This window comes from Aestuariibacter salexigens DSM 15300 (genome assembly GCF_000429145.1).
GTDB lineage: Bacteria > Pseudomonadota > Gammaproteobacteria > Enterobacterales > Alteromonadaceae > Aestuariibacter > Aestuariibacter salexigens.
Genome location: NZ_AUBH01000011.1, coordinates 13,681 through 30,032 on the forward strand (window position 1 = coordinate 13,681; position 16,352 = coordinate 30,032).

Here is a 16,352-nt window from a genome sequence, read left to right on the forward strand (position 1 = left end):
CGTTTGACGCGCTGCATTTACAGTTTATTGCTCATACTTTTATTGCCGCTCATTTTCATCGGGTTGCTAATCAAAGCCCGTAAAGTGAGTGAGCAACCGCTATTCAATCAGTTACAGCGCTTTGGCCTGAACAAACAGGCGCTCACACAAGTAAAAACGGACGGCGTGTGGTTTCACTGCGCGTCCGTCGGTGAAGTGGTGACCGCGACACCGCTCATCAGAGCGTTAATGAAGTCTAAACCCGATCTGCAAATCACCGTTACAACAATGACAACTACTGGCTCAGATAGGGCTAAAGCGGAATTTGGCGACACGGTTGCGCACTGTTATCTGCCATTTGATTTACCCATTTTTGTCACTCCTTTGTTGCGTCGGCTTAAACCTCGGCGATTAGTGATCATTGAAGTCGAGTTATGGCCAAATCTGATCCGCAGTTGTGTATGCCATGGGATTGCTGTCGACATCGTTAACGCCCGCATGACCGAAAGGTCAGCGGCTCGCTACACAAAATTCGCATTGCTTTACACGCCTATGCTACACGCACTAAGTCATGTCTATGCGCAGGGCAAACGAGACGCCGAAGGTTATCTAAAGCTCGGTCTTGATCCCGCAAAGTTAACCTTGTCCAACAATCTTAAGTTTGATCGTGACCTGTCTGCACATAATCAGCAAACCGCGTGGCTCGGCTGGCATGACGTTGGAGAGCGGAGTGTCGTTGTTGGCGGTAGTACTCATTCTCCTGAAGAAGCGTTGCTGCTAAAAGCAGTGTCGAAGTTATCTGACGTGCTGCTTGTTCTTGTTCCCAGGTATCCTGAACGATTTGACGAAGTTGAAGAGCTTATAAAAACATCCGGTTTGAAATGGCAGAAATTAAGCGAGTCTCAGCATTTGCAAGCCAACACACAGGTATTGCTGGTTGATGAGATGGGTCGTCTCATGGAGTGTTATGCCCATAGTGCCATCGCATTTGTTGGCGGCTCCATTGCAGAACGAGGTGGTCATAACGCGCTTGAACCCGCTTCTCTCGGACTACCGATTCTCATGGGGCCCAGTCGTTTCAATAATCCGGGCATCTGTCAGGTACTAAGTGACGTGGGCGCTATCAAAGACGTCAGTGATGATGCAGACGTGACGCGCCATTTGACGCAGTGGTTGCAATTCCCAGATAGAGCGAAAGAACTGGGTAATAAGGGACTGTCGGTGATAAAGGAAAATCAGGGTGCGCTCAACATCACGCTTACTTCAATGCTCAATGAGCTCGATTAAGTTTACTTATCTTCATAACGCGACATTATTGACGACACTGTCCCGTCTTCATGAAGACTACGCAAAGCACTATCTAAATCGTTTACCTGTGACAAATTCATAGAAGCTTTACTGTACATCAGGTAAGCGTCACTCTCGACCGCTCCCGGTAACAACAATTTCAGTGTGACCTTATCACTTATCTCACTTTGATTGATTAAATAGCGCGTGCTTATTAAACCGCCGAGCATCGCATCTACTCTGTGGGCTTTGAGTAAATCCAGTGTCGTCTCCTCATTACTGACCCAAAGTAACTGACGGTGGAAGGTATTCTCGTCGAGCAAACGTGCATATTCACTGGAGTAGATATTGCCCCGTACTACGGCAATCAGCACATTAAAATCGTTGAGGTCGGAAAGACGGGTGATAGTGGCATCAGCCAGCGGGGAATCAGTATGAACAAACAGGCCATTGTAGCCGGGTCTGAAGGGTACGGCTGAAAACATAGCAAAAGATTCTCGCTCAGGCAGATAGGTGGCCGCCATCAGAACGTCAAGCTCGCCGCGCTGCAAATTGATTAACGATCGTTTCCACGGATACTTTTGAAATTGCACGCTGTATCCAGCCCGCTCTGCAACTGCTCTGAATAATTCTATATCCAAACCAGTTGGAGGTTGCCCTTGTAGAATGATCTGAAAGGGTGGCCAGTGCTCAATACCGACACGCAGTGTCTTATCTGCGGCCAAGACCGAAGGTACTAACACGCATGAAAACAAAAAGAATAAAAAGCGCATATACAACAAGACTGCTCACTATTCGAGCTGGTCAATATACCCTTGCGAACGAATAACGACAATATCAGCGGTTATTCAGATGCTGCTTAATCTGCTCTACAACCTTTTGCCCTTCGGTGTAGCCTTTTTCGATCACTTCATCTGCGCGCGTAAATGCAAGCATGCCAAACTCTTCTACATCAGGTTTGATGTAGCAGTCAGCCTGTTGACTTACCCGGTTACGCCGACTATCACTGGCCAGCATGGTCGACCTAAGCAGGGTTTCAAGAATTGAAGGCACTTTTAACTGCTCGCGACCGACCCATTTTCGCCATGCCAGCGCCCAGGGACTCGGTAACGCATTCAACTCGGTCAAAAATGAATTTTTGTCACTGACATCAATAGCGATAACGGTACCGTTAATTTGTTGCCGCATGACATCGACTGGCAGGTTGTTGAGTAAGCCTCCGTCCACTAAAAAGTGTCCATCCTCTATCTGCGGCTTAATGACGCCAGGAATCGAAAGGCTGGCGCGAATCGCCCGCCAGACCAGACCTTGCTGATGACAGACCTCTCTTGCCACGCTCAAATCTGATGACATGCAGTAAAACGGGATGGGCAAATCTTCGATGCATAACGCTTTAAATGAATGCTGTAGCAACGTATCTAGGCGTTCGCTGCGAGACAGAGAGATAAGTGGCAGGGTGTAGTCACCTAACGGATTAGCTTGCACGAAATAGTGATTGATGGCTTTGCGTGCTTGCTCACTGTTCCAGCCCCGCGCCAGCCACCCTCCCATCACGGCGCCTATACTGGTACCTCCAATGGCATCGATCTCGATTTGTGCTTCTTCCAGCGCCTGCATGACTCCTACGTGAGCGAATCCCTTGGCGCCGCCACCTCCGAGCACCAGACCAACTGTAGTGTCAGTCAGGTAACGGCTCATACGCCGTGTTGATTTACCATCGTCGTTGAATAGATGCAGATGGGTATCGATACCCAGAGTGTCGAGCCACGTTCGCGTTTTAGATGGCAAGTCATGCTGGTGACAAAGCACTAATGTTTTATCGGTGTGTTGCCAGCTTGGCGTTGCCATGATATTCGCAAGCTGCTGTTTCAGTGCGGCTGGTGACTGACTACTGTCAGCAAATATCCAAAGCTCATCAGCACGCTGCAAGCATGCCTGAAGCCAGTCCTTATCGGTTAGGCGGCAGTGATATAAATTTAGATCATGGTTGAGTTCCTGCTCCTCCAGCCACTCGGCCAAGACATCATTATCGGTGACCATACCGCTATCGGTACGCAATGCCAACTGTGCAAGCTGGTGATTAAAAAAGCCTGTATTGGCTTTCTCGCAAAGTGTTAAGACTGGATCAAGTCCGTCTTCCGTCACCCCATTGCAGGATAAAATCAGTCTGTTACGGGCCGCAGAATTGCGTGACAAACGTTCATTCTGTGCCTGCAGTCGCCGGATCAAGGTATTAATCATAAACTGCCCAAGCTCAGGAAATGCCTTGAACAGCCTTTGAAATGACGCCGCAGGTAATCTGGCCAGATGGCAATGTCTGGCGGCGGTGAGGGTGGCTGAGCGGGGTTCGCCGGTTAACAAGCCCATTTCGCCAAATAGTTCACCGCGAGTAATTTGTCCCACTTCTGTAGCGCTACTACCTATTGTGACTTCCAGCCTGCCGCTCAGCAACAAGTAGGCAGCATTGGCATTCTCACCTTGTTTGAACAGTGTCTGGCCAGCGTCAAGCTCCACTTCATCACAATAGCGCATTAGCTTTTGTACAAAGCGAGCCGTAACCTCAACGCTCAGGTGATTCAATGCATTGAGCATGGCCTGGCAGAAATGAAACTTTTGCAGCACGGGCGCAAACAAATCGAGCAACAAAATATTCGCTCTTTCCTTGTGTTTGACGTCTTTCCAATCATACTTCTCCGCTAAGCAAGGCGTCATCGACTTTGCATCAAGCAGGTGTGAGCTCATTTGGTTATGCGGTAACTCGCCTAGCCACTGTCCTTCGCTTACTGTTAACAGGGCGATGCTGCCGTCTCGATAGCGCATAGAAACTGAGAGCTGTCCTTGCACAACGCGATAGAATGACGTGTTGACCTCTCCAGCAGTAAATAGATGCTGGTTTTGGTCGATACTTACTTTATCGGATTTTGCGCCAAGAATAATTTGCTGGCCGTCCATGTCGAATTGCTTACTGCCGGATGCTGGGGTTCTTTTACTATAGAACAATTCTTATGAATGTCGGCTTACTTATATTTTTAAACGATGGGAAAATAGACAGCATATGATAGGCTTGTTGCATGATAATTTTGAACTCCAACCATGCTGTTCAATAGTCTTCGTTCGTCGTTGACCGCAATCATCGTGCTGGCCATTGTGTCCGTCAGCACGGCGATATTGTGGTTCACGGTTGGCATGTATGAGTCTTTTTATCGTGATTCCGCGACGGACGATCTGAATGGTCTGTCGGAGAACATGGCCAGTGATATGATCCCTTCATTGGCCGATGGCCCGGATCCCTTCCAAATTACTACGCTGCTGTTACGCCTCGACCAGTACGAAAACGTCAAGTACGCTGCCGTTTACGACAGCGATAAAAACCTTATACAGCCTTACATAGGTAATGCGACGACGGCGAATAAGACGGCTGAACAATTGGCATCACTTGCTGAGCCCGACTATGCACAACTGATTGCCCGTTCAATCGGAATGGGTGTTGAGCAGGGCAATATCATTGCGGTCAAACGCATAGGAGACATATCCCTACCACTTGGCTATCTGGTTATCGTCAATGACCTAGCCGGGCCACTTGCACGCGCCAAAGCACTGTTGTTTAGTCGTGCCTTGCCGGTGGTCGGCAGTATCCTGTTGGTTGTCGTACTGCTGATGATCGCACTACAAAATCAGGTCCTGAATCCACTTTTCGCACTGGCCAGCTTTACTCACAAAATCAAGCAGACCAAGGATTACGGGCTCACCACCAAGGTTGATGGCAAGCGTGAAATTGCTGAACTTACTCGAGATTTTAACAGCATGATGCAAGACATTAATGATGAGATGGAAAAAAACAAACAGCAGACCCAGCTGTTGCTTGAACAGCAAGAACAGATGGAAAAGCTGGCTAACTTCGATGCCTTAACCGGTCTGCCTAACCGACAGTTTTTTATGGAGAGCCTGCGCCTCGAGCTAGCCCGTGCCAAACGAGAAGGCAGCGATCTGGCGCTGATGTTTTTCGATCTAGATGGTTTTAAGCTAGTCAATGATTCTTTCGGTCATGACGTCGGCGATAAACTCCTGATAAGCATTGCACGAGATGTCAAAAAACTGATCCGTGAAGGCGATTTGCTTGCCCGGCTGGGGGGCGATGAATTTCTGATTTTGTTGCATGACAATCCCGAGTTAGACACTTTGGTTGCGATCGCAGGCAGATTGATTGATCACCTGGGCAAGCCGATGATGGTTGAACAATGGGAAGTCCAGGTTGGCGTCAGTATCGGTATTGCCAGAGCGAGCGATGCGGATTTCCAGCTATCCGACCTGATTAGTAATGCCGATGTGGCGATGTACCGCTCAAAAATGTCAGGTCGTGGACAGTTTACCGTGTTTGCCACAGATATGATGGAGAACAACAAGCGTAAGGTGTTGATAGCCAACTCCATTGCCCATGCGCTACTGCATGATGAATTCCGTCTGCACTATCAACCTAAGGTAGACCTACATAAAAACGTCTGTGGCTACGAGGCCCTTGTCCGTTGGCATCACCCCGAGCTGGGTGAAATATCGCCCGCTGAGTTTATCCCCATCGCTGAGCAAAGCGGTAAAGTATCGAGCATCACCAAGTGGGTGGTGAAACGTGCTTGTCTTGATTTGCCTGATTTGGAAAAAATTCATACAAACCACATCACAGTGGCGATCAACCTGTCTGTTCACGACCTGAAAGACGATGGATTAGCCACCGACCTTGCCTCAGTATTTGCTGAATATGGGATAAATCCAAGCAGCATTGAATTTGAAATTACCGAGTCGGCCTATCTTGAAAATCTCAATATCGCGAATGTGTTCTTTAAGAATATCCGTCGCATGGGCAGTCTTATCGCACTGGATGACTTTGGCACGGGCTATTCATCGCTGGGCTACCTGACCCAGATACGTATTGATAGTCTGAAAATCGACAAGCAATTTGTCGATAGAGTTGGGCTATCTGAACGCAGCAGTCTGATTACCCGAACCATCATTCAAATGGCCAAGCATCTTGACCTCACCATCTGTGCTGAGGGGGTCGAAACCCGGGAACAGGCCGAGTTCTTAATTGAACATGGCTGTGACTTGCTGCAGGGGTACTTATATGGCCGACCCGAGCCGCTGGAAAAGCTGTCAGCCCCCAAAGCGGTTAACGATTAACCTTACTCACTGTCGTAAATCACCCTGAGATTATCAGGCAAAGGTGTCCCAGCTGGCACATATCCAACGCTGCCCTGATGATGCTGAAGGTAAACCAGTAAGGCTTCCACTGAGGCGATTTCATTAGGTGGTTTACTGCGCCCACTGAAACGCATCTGCGCCCAATAGGATTGTATCCTTGCTTCTGTCAGGCCAACTACTTTTGTATTGAACAATACCCTTGTGGGATCGCCAGGCGGCAGCGCTATGGGAGTAAGGTTGTCGCGATTAACACCGCCCATAAACAAATCCCGAACCTGTTTTTTGCTCAGCGTCGCAGATGTGTTATCAACATTGGCTACCACTATAACCTCGCCGTCCTGAGCGAACAGGCATGCTGAAAATGCGATGGAGGTTAACAACGTGAGGAGGCGCTTCATCAGAATACCCACTCCAGAGCCACCTGATAAAGGTTTGCATTGCGACTGAAGTCGGCGCGTTCTATGGTCTCATAAAAACTGCGTTCGCCACGATTACCGTTAAGCGCTGTCCATTCAAATTTCATGGCTAAAGAGGCACTGATATCCCAGCGAGCACCAAAAGATAGACTTTCCAGATTATCAACTGGTCTGGCGTCGAGCAAAAAATCGTACGCACCGCGCAGCTGGTCAAGCTCAGGTACAAGTCTTACGGGGATTTCATTAACGCCCGCGCGATATGATATGTCAGAGTTAGCAAAGGTCGCGTAAAACTGAAAAGGATAATAATGAAAACCGGCAGTAATGTAGTAACTATCTACTTCGGGCGACAGTAACACGTCGGTAGCAATGCGCATCCACTCTACTGAGCCAAAATAGGATAAATCGTTGTAACTGGCGCTGAGCTGGAAAACCTGTACGCCCGCATCGAATGCAAGTGAATCGGCTGTGCGTTCAAAACCCGCACCGCGAATGATATTTTCGAGATCGCCCAATTCAGCAAAGTTGACGTCCAGATCGCTGGTTTGGTGGTAAGAGCCTCGGAAATTCAGATTGGCACCTTGTAAATTTAATACCAATCCATTCAGCCGTTTGATATCAGTATACACACGGGTGCCGGTCAGCAATAATTCATCTTCAAAGGTGCCATAGTAGCCTTCCAGGCTGGCTGAGAAATATTCAAGAGGAAATCTGAGCGTAGCGCTGACACCTTCATAGGTGCTAAATAAAAAGCTGCTATAGGTTTGCTGAGGCGGCGTGATCCACGGATAGGCAAAGCCTACATCAAGTACGTCGCTGTAGTTAAAAAATGGGGTGCGTAATTTACCGGCCTTAAGCTGAACATGCTGGCTAGGTTCAAAATTAAGATACAGCCACTCAATGCCTGAATCTCTCTCCTCCCCAGAGTGCAGCAATCCTTGCGCCACCAGGGTAAGCTTGTCAGTGACACTAAATTCAGCCTGAAGACCCAGTAACGACTGTTCAGACAGACTGAAGGAGTCATGATAGCCCTCATAGCTGGCTAGATCTGTGTCGAGATATCCACCCACAATGCGAGCAAAGCCTGACACTTCGAGGCGTTCACTAACCTGTACCTGCGCCTGGCCCACTTTGCAGCAAACCAACAGTGCGGCATGCAATATAAATCGTTTCATTACGCTGTTCACGATTACCCGTTGTTTAAGCATAGCAGAGAGTTCCAGATACAAAAAAGGGCCTTGAAATAAGGCCCTTTATCATGTCAACGTGCTTACTCAGTTTCACCACTGGTGACCGGGAATCCCCTGTCACGCATCAGCGCTTCCACTCTCGCGTCACGTCCACGGAAGGCGCGATACGCCTCTTCGGGATCCATGGCATTGCGTACGGAGAATAGGTACTTCACTAGGCGCTCTCCGACCTCTTTATCGTAGAAACCACCGGGTGCTTCCGCGAATGCTTCGGCCGCGTCAGATGTCAGTACTTCTGCCCACATATAGCCATAGTAGCCTGTTGCATAGCCCTCTGATGAGAACACGTGACCAAATTGTGTACTGCGATGTCGCATTACTACCTCTTCTGGCATGTTGTATTTTGCCAGCTGCTCTCGTTCGAACTGCTGAGGCTCGATGGTGTCAGGGTCGGTCGTGTGATACAGCAGGTCCATAATGGCAGAGGCCATGTATTCAGTGGTCTTAAAGCCTTCGTTGAAGGTTGCCGCATTTTTAATTTTGGCCACCAGCTCCTGTGGAATAGGCTCGCCCGTTTCATAGTGGACCAGGAATTGATTGATGACTTCGTCGGTCGTTAACCAGCGCTCTAATAACTGAGACTGGAACTCGGTGTAGTCGCGCACGCCTGAGTGAGAGGTTGGGTAGGCAACATTTGCAGACAGGAAATGTAACGCGTGACCAAACTCGTGGAAATAGGTCTCAGCATCATCCCAGGAAATCAACGTAGGCTGACCCTCTGGTCCTTTTACAAAGTTAGAGTTGTTAGATGACAGTACAGATTCTTCACCGCGGAAGGTGGTGTAGCTGCGGTATGTGGTTGCCCACGCGCCAGAGCGCTTGCCGGTTCTGGCAAACGGATCCAGATACCAAAGTCCGATAAACTTACCGCTGTCTTTGTCTTTCACTTCCCATACTTTCACATCCGGATGGAATACAGGAACCGTGCCTTCTGGTACCGGCGAGAAGTCGAAATTAAACAGACGGCCTGCTACGTAGAACATGGCATCACGCAGTTTGTCCAATTGCAGATACTGCTTCACTTCATCTGAATCAAGGTCATATTTCTGCTTACGCACTTTCTCTGCGTAGAAGCGATAATCCCACGGCTCGATAGTAATGTTAACGCCCTCGGCATCGGCAATCGCCTGCATATCCGCGACTTCTTCTTCCACCCGTGCAATCGCTGCTGGCCAAACCTTGTTCATTAATGCCATGGCATTTTCCGGGTTCTTGGCCATACGGTCTTCGAGACGCCACTGGGCATAGTTGTCATAACCCAGCAGCTGCACACGCTCATGACGCAGCTTCAGAATCTTTTTAATGATTTCGTTATTATCAAATTCATCACCGTTGTTGCCACGGTTGTAGTATGTACGCCACACTTTTTCACGCATTTCGCGGTTAGTAGAGTAGGTTAAGAAGGGGTCCATTGATGAGCGAGTGTTAGTGATTGCATACATACCCTCATGACCCCGCTCTTCGGCAGCTGTTTTGGCTGCTGACACCACTGAGTCGGGAAGTCCATCGAGCTGCTCTTTGGTTAGCAAGGTAACGTAGGCTTCTTCATCATTCAGCACGTTGCTGGAGAACTGGGTCTGTAATGTTGCCAGCTCCTGATTAATTTCGGCATAGCGCGCTTTGGCTTCACCTTCTAACGTAGCGCCGTTACGGGCAAACTGGTTGTAAACCAGCCAGGTTACACGCTGCTGCTCCGGGGTCAGTGATTGCATTTCATCACTTTCATACACGGCTTTTACGCGCTGGAACAGGTCGTCATTCTGAGTGATCTTTGAGAAAAATGCAGATAGCTTGGGTGACCACTCTTTGCGGATCTCGCGAAACTCAGGGCTGGACATGTTTGAGCTCCAGATCCCCCAATAGGTAAATACGTTACCAAGGGCGTCACCAGTGGCTTCCAGCGCTGCGATAGTATTTTCGAAATTCGGCGCTTCAGGATTGTTAACGATGGCTTCAACTTCTGCCAGATTCATTTCCATGCCTTTTTCTAACGCAGGCACGAGGTCATCTAAATCCATCTTATCAAACGCGGGGACGCCACCGTATGGACCGGTGTAGTCAGCAAGCAAGACATTTTCAGTCTGGCTCTGTTCAGGCGCAGTTTGCGCTGTCGGCGCTGATGCACTTTCAACTTGTGTGGTTTTTGTATCAGAGCAGGCACTGAGGGCCAGAGCAACCGCGGCGCTGGTCAGTGTCAGAAGGGCTTTGTTCATAGGTGTTCCCGTCTATTTTAATTATAATGATGGCGGCGTGAAAACACGTGCCGTGTAAGCTAAAACCCTTGAGTGTACAGCAGGCTTTTGGGGTGTCAAAGGCAGCTGGTCGCTAGGATCTGGTCAGTGGTCGTCTTTACGGTGGGTTCTATTGATGTGATGCACTTTCTGGACTAGTCTACGAAGTGTTACGTATTCAGGGTGCCTGTTATGATGTTTCGTCGCTTGCTTATCATGAAGCGCTTCCGGGTCACCATATGCCGATAGCTCTGGCGCAGGAAACCGACTTGCCGCTTTTTCGCCGCCAACTTGTGGTGACTGGATTTGTGGAGGGATGGGTACTGTATGCTGAGCGGCTGGCGGGCGAGTATGGCTGGTATGAAGAGGATATTTACGGTGATATTGGCCGATTATTTTATGAAGGGCTGTGCGCTGCGCGGTTAGTGGTGGATACCGGTATCCATGCCTTTGGCTGGTCGTTTGAACAAGCCAGTGAGTATTTTTCCGAGAATGTTGGTACCAGCTATGGTCTGGCACAATCAAACATTGCGCGCTATTCCGTATACACGGGTCAGGCGACTGCCTACATGGTTGGGATGCTAAAAATTGTTGAGCTACGGGAGCGTGTGCGTGATGCACTTGGAGACGAGTTTGATATCGTGGCCTTTCACACCTTAGTGCTTGATGCAGGTGCAGTGCCTTTGACGGTGTTGGAAAAGCTCGTCGATCAGGAAATTGAAAGGCTCACTCAATAGTCAGGGCTGCCGGATGACAACGCGGTCTTCATCAGTTAGCTGGCTAGAAGGATATTCGACAATGACATCTCCCGCGCTTACGCCGGTGAGGATCTGTGCGTAACGCTCACTTTTTTTGCCCAAGGTTACGGGTTGCAACCTTGCCCGGTTTTCCTCAACGACAAAAAGCATCCATTCTTTTCCTTGTCGAAAAAGCGCAGTGATTGGCACGCTTAACACCTCATCCTGTTGCCAAAGAATGATAGACGCGTCTACCTGATAACCATGTCCGAGGCGCTGCCAATGCTCGTAGGGACTGACAATATCAATAATCACATTAACCCGTTGCTCTTCAATGCCAAGTGCAGAATATTTGGTAAAGCCAAATGGTTCGACGCGGGTAACCTGACCCTTTAATGTCCCATCGCCACCCCAATTGTCGATTATCACCTCCATGCCGGGCGACACTTTTACTGCATCAACGGACAACAGCTCAACGACCAGCTCCACATCTCTTGGATCGCCAATGTCGATCAGAGGCGTGCCAGCCGACACGACGCCCTCACTTCTGGTATGAATATTTAATACGGTACCGCTGATTGGCGCGATAACCGTCATGCACTCACATTGGCCTGCCTGAGGCCGGTTTTGGGTGGGAGATTGCAATAGTGCCTGAACCTGCTGCATTTCAAAATTTTTCATTTGTAGCGCAGCGTGGGCGGTGGCCAGCGTGGCGCGAGAGGTTTTAAAGTTGCGCTGTGCATTATCAAGTTCACGTTGAGAGACCGTACCCTGGACGCGTAATTCCTGAATTCTGGATAGTTCAGCGTCAGCGAACTCAAGTTCAGCCTCGGCCTGTTTGACCGTTTCTTCTGCCAGTGCGCGGGCCGATGTCGCTGCTTGCAGCTGTGCACGAGCCTGGGCCTCACTGCGTGAGTCTAAAAATGCGGCGTCGACCGGCTCAATTTCGGCTATTCGCGTTTCTCCGGCAACGACCTGATCGCCGACGTCGTAATCGATACGTCGCAGGTGTCCCGTTATAGGGGCAGATAAGGTATACACATCATGAATGCGAGTATCGCCTTCTTCAGTGACCACAATTTGCAGCATACGCTGTTGGACTGTAGTGACATCAACCAGCTTGGGCCTTGGCCAAAACGCAACTAGCAGCCCGACGACAAGCGCCCCCAGTATGACAAGCCAGAAAAGAATGCGTTGTAGTATGGCCTTATTCACAGGCTGATTTCTCCATGTTATTCGCGGGTTTTCAGTACCCGTATCAGGTCCAGTTTGTCTACCCGTCGCCTGACCAGCGCGGCAGAGAGTAATGTCGCAATGAAAATAATCACTACTGCCTTCCCGTATGTGGAAGGCTCAATAAGGTATGGAATTCTGAAAAGCTCCGTATCAAACAAGGTAATGATAAACCACACCAGTCCGTAACCGAGTGCACACCCTAATCCGAGTCCTGCCAGGATCAGCAGCATTACTTCACCCAGTAATACGTAGGATATTTCGCCCCGGGTAAAGCCTAGCACACGCAGCGTAGCCAACTCCCTGCCGCGTTCGGACAGTGCAATGCGCGTACTGTTGTAGGCGACACCAAAGCCGAGCATGGCTGCCAGCAGACTAAACATAGACACGAATACCATGAGGTGATCTACCAGCGTACGTTGAAATGCATCCTGTGCCGCACTTTTTATAGTAATGGCGGCAACGATAGGCGTCTGTTTCAGTTCGCTGAATAGCTGTGGTTGCTGCGCCTCATCAATCAGCAGGTTAACAAAGTTCATATTGGGTGCTTCCATCAACAACCGATTGATATACGCCAGGTTGACGTAGGCCGGCATGCCGATGTACGTCTCAATCATCGCCGTCACGGTTAACGACAATGTAGGACGCCTGCCACTTAACACATTGACGGTGATGATGTCGCCGACCTTTACATTGAGTTTTCTGGCCAATCGGTGGGCGATCACCAGGCCTGACTCGGGCACGGCCACAGTGATGTCATTGGCATCATCATAAATTGGCTGCAGGCTGGCATGCTGTTGAATAGCCGTTAGCGTGCCGCGATGTGTCACATTACCAACGGACAAATCAGCACTGATGTAACGCATCGGCTCGGCTCTCAATACACCCGGCAGGTGAGTGAAATCCTGTACAGCGTGAATTGCCCTTGGCTGCGACATGCCCACTACTACATCCTGACGCTGGGCCTGCTCGAAATAAACGCGAGCCATGTGATTGAGCGCATCGTCCCACTGAAATGTCATGATCACCAGGGCGACAGAAAATCCGATGCCTGTGCTCGTCATGATTGAGCGTAAGGGCCACCGCTCAATCTGCCTGATGGCGATCCGAGTGGACTGATCTAATTTACGTTGTAATGCGCCACTGGAAATTATGCTGTGTCGATACGCCGGTGGAGAGGGAGGTGCCATGGCCTGTGCTGGAGGCAACGTCGCGGCCCGTGTGACGGCGCCAAGCGCGCCCAGCACGGATGCCAGCACACCGGCCAGGACAGCGAGTACATAGTTGTGCACACCGGGCTGAAAAATCAGCACTGGAAAGCGGAACATCTGCGCATACATGTCAATGTTGTAATGACCGAATAAAACGCCCACCGCACAGCCAATCAGTGTGCCAGTGGCGCCGATAACCAGCATCATGCGGACGTAATGCCACGCTATCTGCGTGCCGCTGTAGCCAAATGCTTTGAGCAATCCGATTTCAGTGCGTTCAGTGGCAATTAAACGACTTAGCACCATATTGGCCAGAAAAATGGCCACGGAGATAAAGATCACGGGAAGCACCATTGCCATACTTTTTTGCTGCGCAATTTCGTTCTGAATAAACCAGTTCGACATTTGCTCAGAGCGTGGGATAGCACTGATTCCACCGTAGGGCTTGAGCAGCGTATCCAATTCGGTCATGACTGCTCGTGCATCTGCTCCATGGTGTAAAGACAAGGCCACATCGTTGAATGCATCCTTCAAATCGAACGCTGAGGCCAGCACCTCTCGAGACATCCATAAAATACCAAAACGTTGGTCATCTGGTAGCAAGGCGCCGGGCCCCAGTGCATAGATAAATTCCGGGCATAGTGCGATGCCAACGACGGTAAGTGAGCGTTTACTACCTTGTAAAATCGCAGCGAGATTGTCGCCAATATCCAACTGGTGAGCATCAGCAAAGTTCTCGCTGACTATAACTTCATCCTCGGCACGGCCAGAGATCCAACGGCCTTTGCGTAATACCAACTGGTTCAATGTTGGCTGTTGATGCTCAGGAATAGACAGCAGACGGCCCGTTACGGGCTCATTAAAGTCAGGTACATCAAGTGTGACGTACTGCGAGATGCGGGTCTCTACACTCATCACACCGTCCAGCTCGGCAATACGATGGGTAAGAAAATCAGGTGCTCGCGTCAGCCCGGCAAACACATCGGCAAAACGATAGCGTTGATAGTAGGTATCCGTGGTGTCCTCCAGCGCTTCAATGGTGGTCAGTGACATCACCAATGTGGCAATACCGGACGCGATCACCAATGCCACGGCCAGTACTTGCCCACGTAATTTGACAAGATCACGCCAGCGCTTTTTATCCAGTGGCGAGAAATGAACGATGGCCATTACCAGTCAAGCTCTGCTGCTGAGACACGCTGACGGTTGTGCTCAATGCCTGCTATGCGGCCATCTGAAATAGAGACAATTCTGTCTGCCATGCCGCCGACTACCGTGTTATGTGTGATGACGGCGGTAGAGGTGCCGAGTTCTCTATTAATGGTGGCAATGGCATCCATTACCAGAATGCCTGTCTGTTTATCCAAAGCGCCGGTGGGTTCATCACACAGCAGAATATCCGGCTGTTTAGCGATCGCCCGGGCGATGGCCACCCGCTGTTGTTCGCCGCCGGACAGTTGGGCGGGGAAATGATCGAGACGGTTTTCCAGCTTTACCAGCTCCAAAGCCTGTTCGGGAGAGAGAGGATGTTGGGCAATTTCGGTCACCAGAGCCACGTTCTCGCGCGCGGTCAAACTGGGGATCAGGTTGTAAAACTGGAACACAAAACCGACGTGATCGCGTCGAAACAGGGTTAGGTCGTGCTCAGACATCCGGCTCAGATCAGCGTTGTCGAACAGCACACTGCCTGTCGTGGGTCTATCCAGACCGCCAAGAATGTTCAGCAAGGTCGACTTGCCACTGCCGGAGGCCCCAAGTAGCACCACCATTTCACCCCGGTACAGCTCAAAAGACACGCCGTCCAACGCGCGCACCTCAACTTCACCGGTCTGATAGACTTTGGTGATGTCTTTAGCAACAAGTGTGGGCAGCGTGTTGTCGGGCATACAGCTAAGTTTTGTTGATTTGCTGTCTGGCACCATAAGAAAGTTTGCTTACTGACGCCTTGATCCGCATCATACAAGCCATAACAAAAAGCTCGACCAGACAAGACGCCCTTATGAGTACACCGCAATCAACCGTCACGCCAGTGCCTGACAACACCATCATTGCTTATGCCATGCCCGGTTCACCGCCCGGCAGTGAACAACTTATCCGGCCTTGTAAAGTGACCCGTGAATGGATGGATGATACCCCTGCACGCTATGCGTATCGGTGCATCCCATTAACCGCAGCAAACTCGATGGGTTGGGAGTTGCTAAATCCGGTGGATGCACACATTACCTGGACCGGCAAAGAGGGAGGTGATCAGCTTAATTTTAAAGTGTCCGCTCGCCATCCGTTTGCGCCGGTGCCGCATTTCGGCGGCGGTACGGTGACCTGGTACCTGCCATTTTTGTTCCGTACCCCGCCTGAGTATGGCTTGCTCATCAGTGGTCCGGCAAATCACGATAAGCAACATGCGACACCGCTGGACGCGCTGGTCAGAACCGATTGGGTGCCTTTTCCGTTCACCATGAACTGGCGTCTAACCACGCCTAATGAACCAGTGATCTTCAGGGCGGGAGAACCGATTTGTCGAATCATGCCCTATCCGCTGGCGCTGCTAAATGAAATGCAAATGGAGATCCATGATATTGGAGAAGATCCGGTATTTTTAGAACGGGTCAACCAGTGGCAACAAGAACGCCAGCGTAATTACCAGAAGCAAAAAGAAGCGGAGGCCAAATGGGCCAAAGAAGGTCACAAACCGGAAATGAAAGAGCTGTGGAACTCGCAATACGCCAAGGGACAGGGCAGTGATATTGCTGAGGTAAAACACCAGAATATCTTTAAATGCGCAGAGCCGGTGGATAAGCGTAATGTCAAAAAATAA

The 16,352-nt window shown here is 50.0% G+C and carries 12 protein-coding genes; 4 read left to right on the forward strand and 8 right to left on the reverse strand.

Going from position 1 to position 16,352, the window contains the following annotated elements; translation table 11 throughout:
* Positions 1–84: 84 nt before the first annotated feature.
* The gene (locus tag G441_RS0113625) at positions 85–1,266 is read left to right on the forward strand and encodes a 3-deoxy-D-manno-octulosonic acid transferase (protein ID WP_156896376.1); all 1,182 of its coding nucleotides are present in this window, start codon (positions 85–87) and stop codon (positions 1,264–1,266) included.
* A gap of 2 nt (positions 1,267–1,268) precedes the next feature.
* Here the strand turns inward: G441_RS0113625 and G441_RS19355 are convergent, their stop codons facing one another.
* On the reverse strand, positions 1,269–1,991 hold the full coding sequence (locus G441_RS19355) for a substrate-binding periplasmic protein (RefSeq protein ID WP_169726086.1): 723 nt from the start codon (positions 1,989–1,991) through the stop codon (positions 1,269–1,271).
* A gap of 112 nt (positions 1,992–2,103) precedes the next feature.
* Positions 2,104–4,218 carry a cyclic nucleotide-binding domain-containing protein gene (locus tag G441_RS0113635; RefSeq protein ID WP_026376866.1) on the reverse strand — a complete coding sequence of 705 codons (2,115 nt, stop codon included), beginning with the start codon at positions 4,216–4,218 and terminating at the stop codon, positions 2,104–2,106.
* 141 nt (positions 4,219–4,359) lie between these two features.
* On the opposite strand from G441_RS0113635, the gene G441_RS0113640 reads away from it, so the two are divergent.
* The gene (locus G441_RS0113640) at positions 4,360–6,438 is read left to right on the forward strand and encodes an EAL domain-containing protein (RefSeq protein WP_026376867.1); all 2,079 of its coding nucleotides are present in this window, start codon (positions 4,360–4,362) and stop codon (positions 6,436–6,438) included.
* Between the two features lie 2 nt (positions 6,439–6,440).
* Here the strand turns inward: G441_RS0113640 and G441_RS0113645 are convergent, their stop codons facing one another.
* The 3 genes from G441_RS0113645 to G441_RS0113655 form a co-directional block, all read right to left on the reverse strand.
* A complete protein-coding gene (locus G441_RS0113645) occupies positions 6,441–6,857 on the reverse strand; it encodes a type 2 periplasmic-binding domain-containing protein (protein ID WP_026376868.1) in 417 nt (138 codons plus the stop codon).
* The gene (locus G441_RS0113650) at positions 6,857–8,050 is read right to left on the reverse strand and encodes a TonB-dependent receptor (RefSeq protein WP_034475181.1); all 1,194 of its coding nucleotides are present in this window, start codon (positions 8,048–8,050) and stop codon (positions 6,857–6,859) included. The genes G441_RS0113645 and G441_RS0113650 overlap by 1 nt, the downstream gene beginning before the upstream one ends.
* A 95-nt stretch (positions 8,051–8,145) precedes the next feature.
* Positions 8,146–10,338, reverse strand: a complete 2,193-nt coding sequence (locus G441_RS0113655; protein WP_026376870.1) for a M3 family metallopeptidase — start codon at positions 10,336–10,338, stop codon at positions 8,146–8,148.
* Between the two features lie 185 nt (positions 10,339–10,523).
* Here G441_RS0113655 and G441_RS0113660 point away from each other — a divergent pair, with 185 nt between their 5' ends.
* Positions 10,524–11,093 (forward strand): DUF885 domain-containing protein, encoded by a 570-nt coding sequence (locus tag G441_RS0113660; protein ID WP_026376871.1) that lies wholly within the window; start codon positions 10,524–10,526, stop codon positions 11,091–11,093.
* Here the strand turns inward: G441_RS0113660 and G441_RS0113665 are convergent, their stop codons facing one another.
* Genes G441_RS0113665 through G441_RS0113675 form a run of 3 tightly spaced genes read right to left on the reverse strand, consistent with a single transcriptional unit; the run spans position 11,094 to position 15,423 of the window.
* A complete protein-coding gene (locus tag G441_RS0113665) occupies positions 11,094–12,308 on the reverse strand; it encodes an efflux RND transporter periplasmic adaptor subunit (protein ID WP_051275609.1) in 1,215 nt (404 codons plus the stop codon). It lies immediately after the preceding gene.
* Positions 12,309–12,325: 17 nt separating this feature from the next.
* Positions 12,326–14,707, reverse strand: coding sequence for an ABC transporter permease (locus G441_RS0113670; RefSeq protein ID WP_026376873.1), 2,382 nt, complete (start codon positions 14,705–14,707; stop codon positions 12,326–12,328).
* Entirely contained in the window at positions 14,707–15,423 is a 717-nt protein-coding gene (locus tag G441_RS0113675) for an ABC transporter ATP-binding protein (RefSeq protein WP_026376874.1), read from the reverse strand. The genes G441_RS0113670 and G441_RS0113675 overlap by 1 nt, the downstream gene beginning before the upstream one ends.
* A gap of 113 nt (positions 15,424–15,536) precedes the next feature.
* Here G441_RS0113675 and G441_RS19360 point away from each other — a divergent pair, with 113 nt between their 5' ends.
* Positions 15,537–16,352: a DUF6065 family protein gene (locus tag G441_RS19360; protein WP_051275611.1), complete on the forward strand. Its 816-nt coding sequence runs from the start codon at positions 15,537–15,539 to the stop codon at positions 16,350–16,352.

Bases quoted from the DNA above. Each gene is read 5' to 3' on its own strand.
- G441_RS0113640 (WP_026376867.1), top strand. From the start codon at position 4,360: ATGCTGTTCAATAGTCTTCGTTCGTCGTTGACCGCAATCATCGTGCTG.
- G441_RS0113650 (WP_034475181.1), bottom strand. From the start codon at position 8,050: ATGAAACGATTTATATTGCATGCCGCACTGTTGGTTTGCTGCAAAGTG.
- G441_RS0113635 (WP_026376866.1), bottom strand. From the start codon at position 4,218: ATGGACGGCCAGCAAATTATTCTTGGCGCAAAATCCGATAAAGTAAGT.
- G441_RS0113670 (WP_026376873.1), bottom strand. From the start codon at position 14,707: ATGGCCATCGTTCATTTCTCGCCACTGGATAAAAAGCGCTGGCGTGAT.
- G441_RS19360 (WP_051275611.1), top strand. From the start codon at position 15,537: ATGAGTACACCGCAATCAACCGTCACGCCAGTGCCTGACAACACCATC.
- G441_RS0113645 (WP_026376868.1), bottom strand. From the start codon at position 6,857: ATGAAGCGCCTCCTCACGTTGTTAACCTCCATCGCATTTTCAGCATGC.
- G441_RS0113655 (WP_026376870.1), bottom strand. From the start codon at position 10,338: ATGAACAAAGCCCTTCTGACACTGACCAGCGCCGCGGTTGCTCTGGCC.
- G441_RS0113675 (WP_026376874.1), bottom strand. From the start codon at position 15,423: ATGCCCGACAACACGCTGCCCACACTTGTTGCTAAAGACATCACCAAA.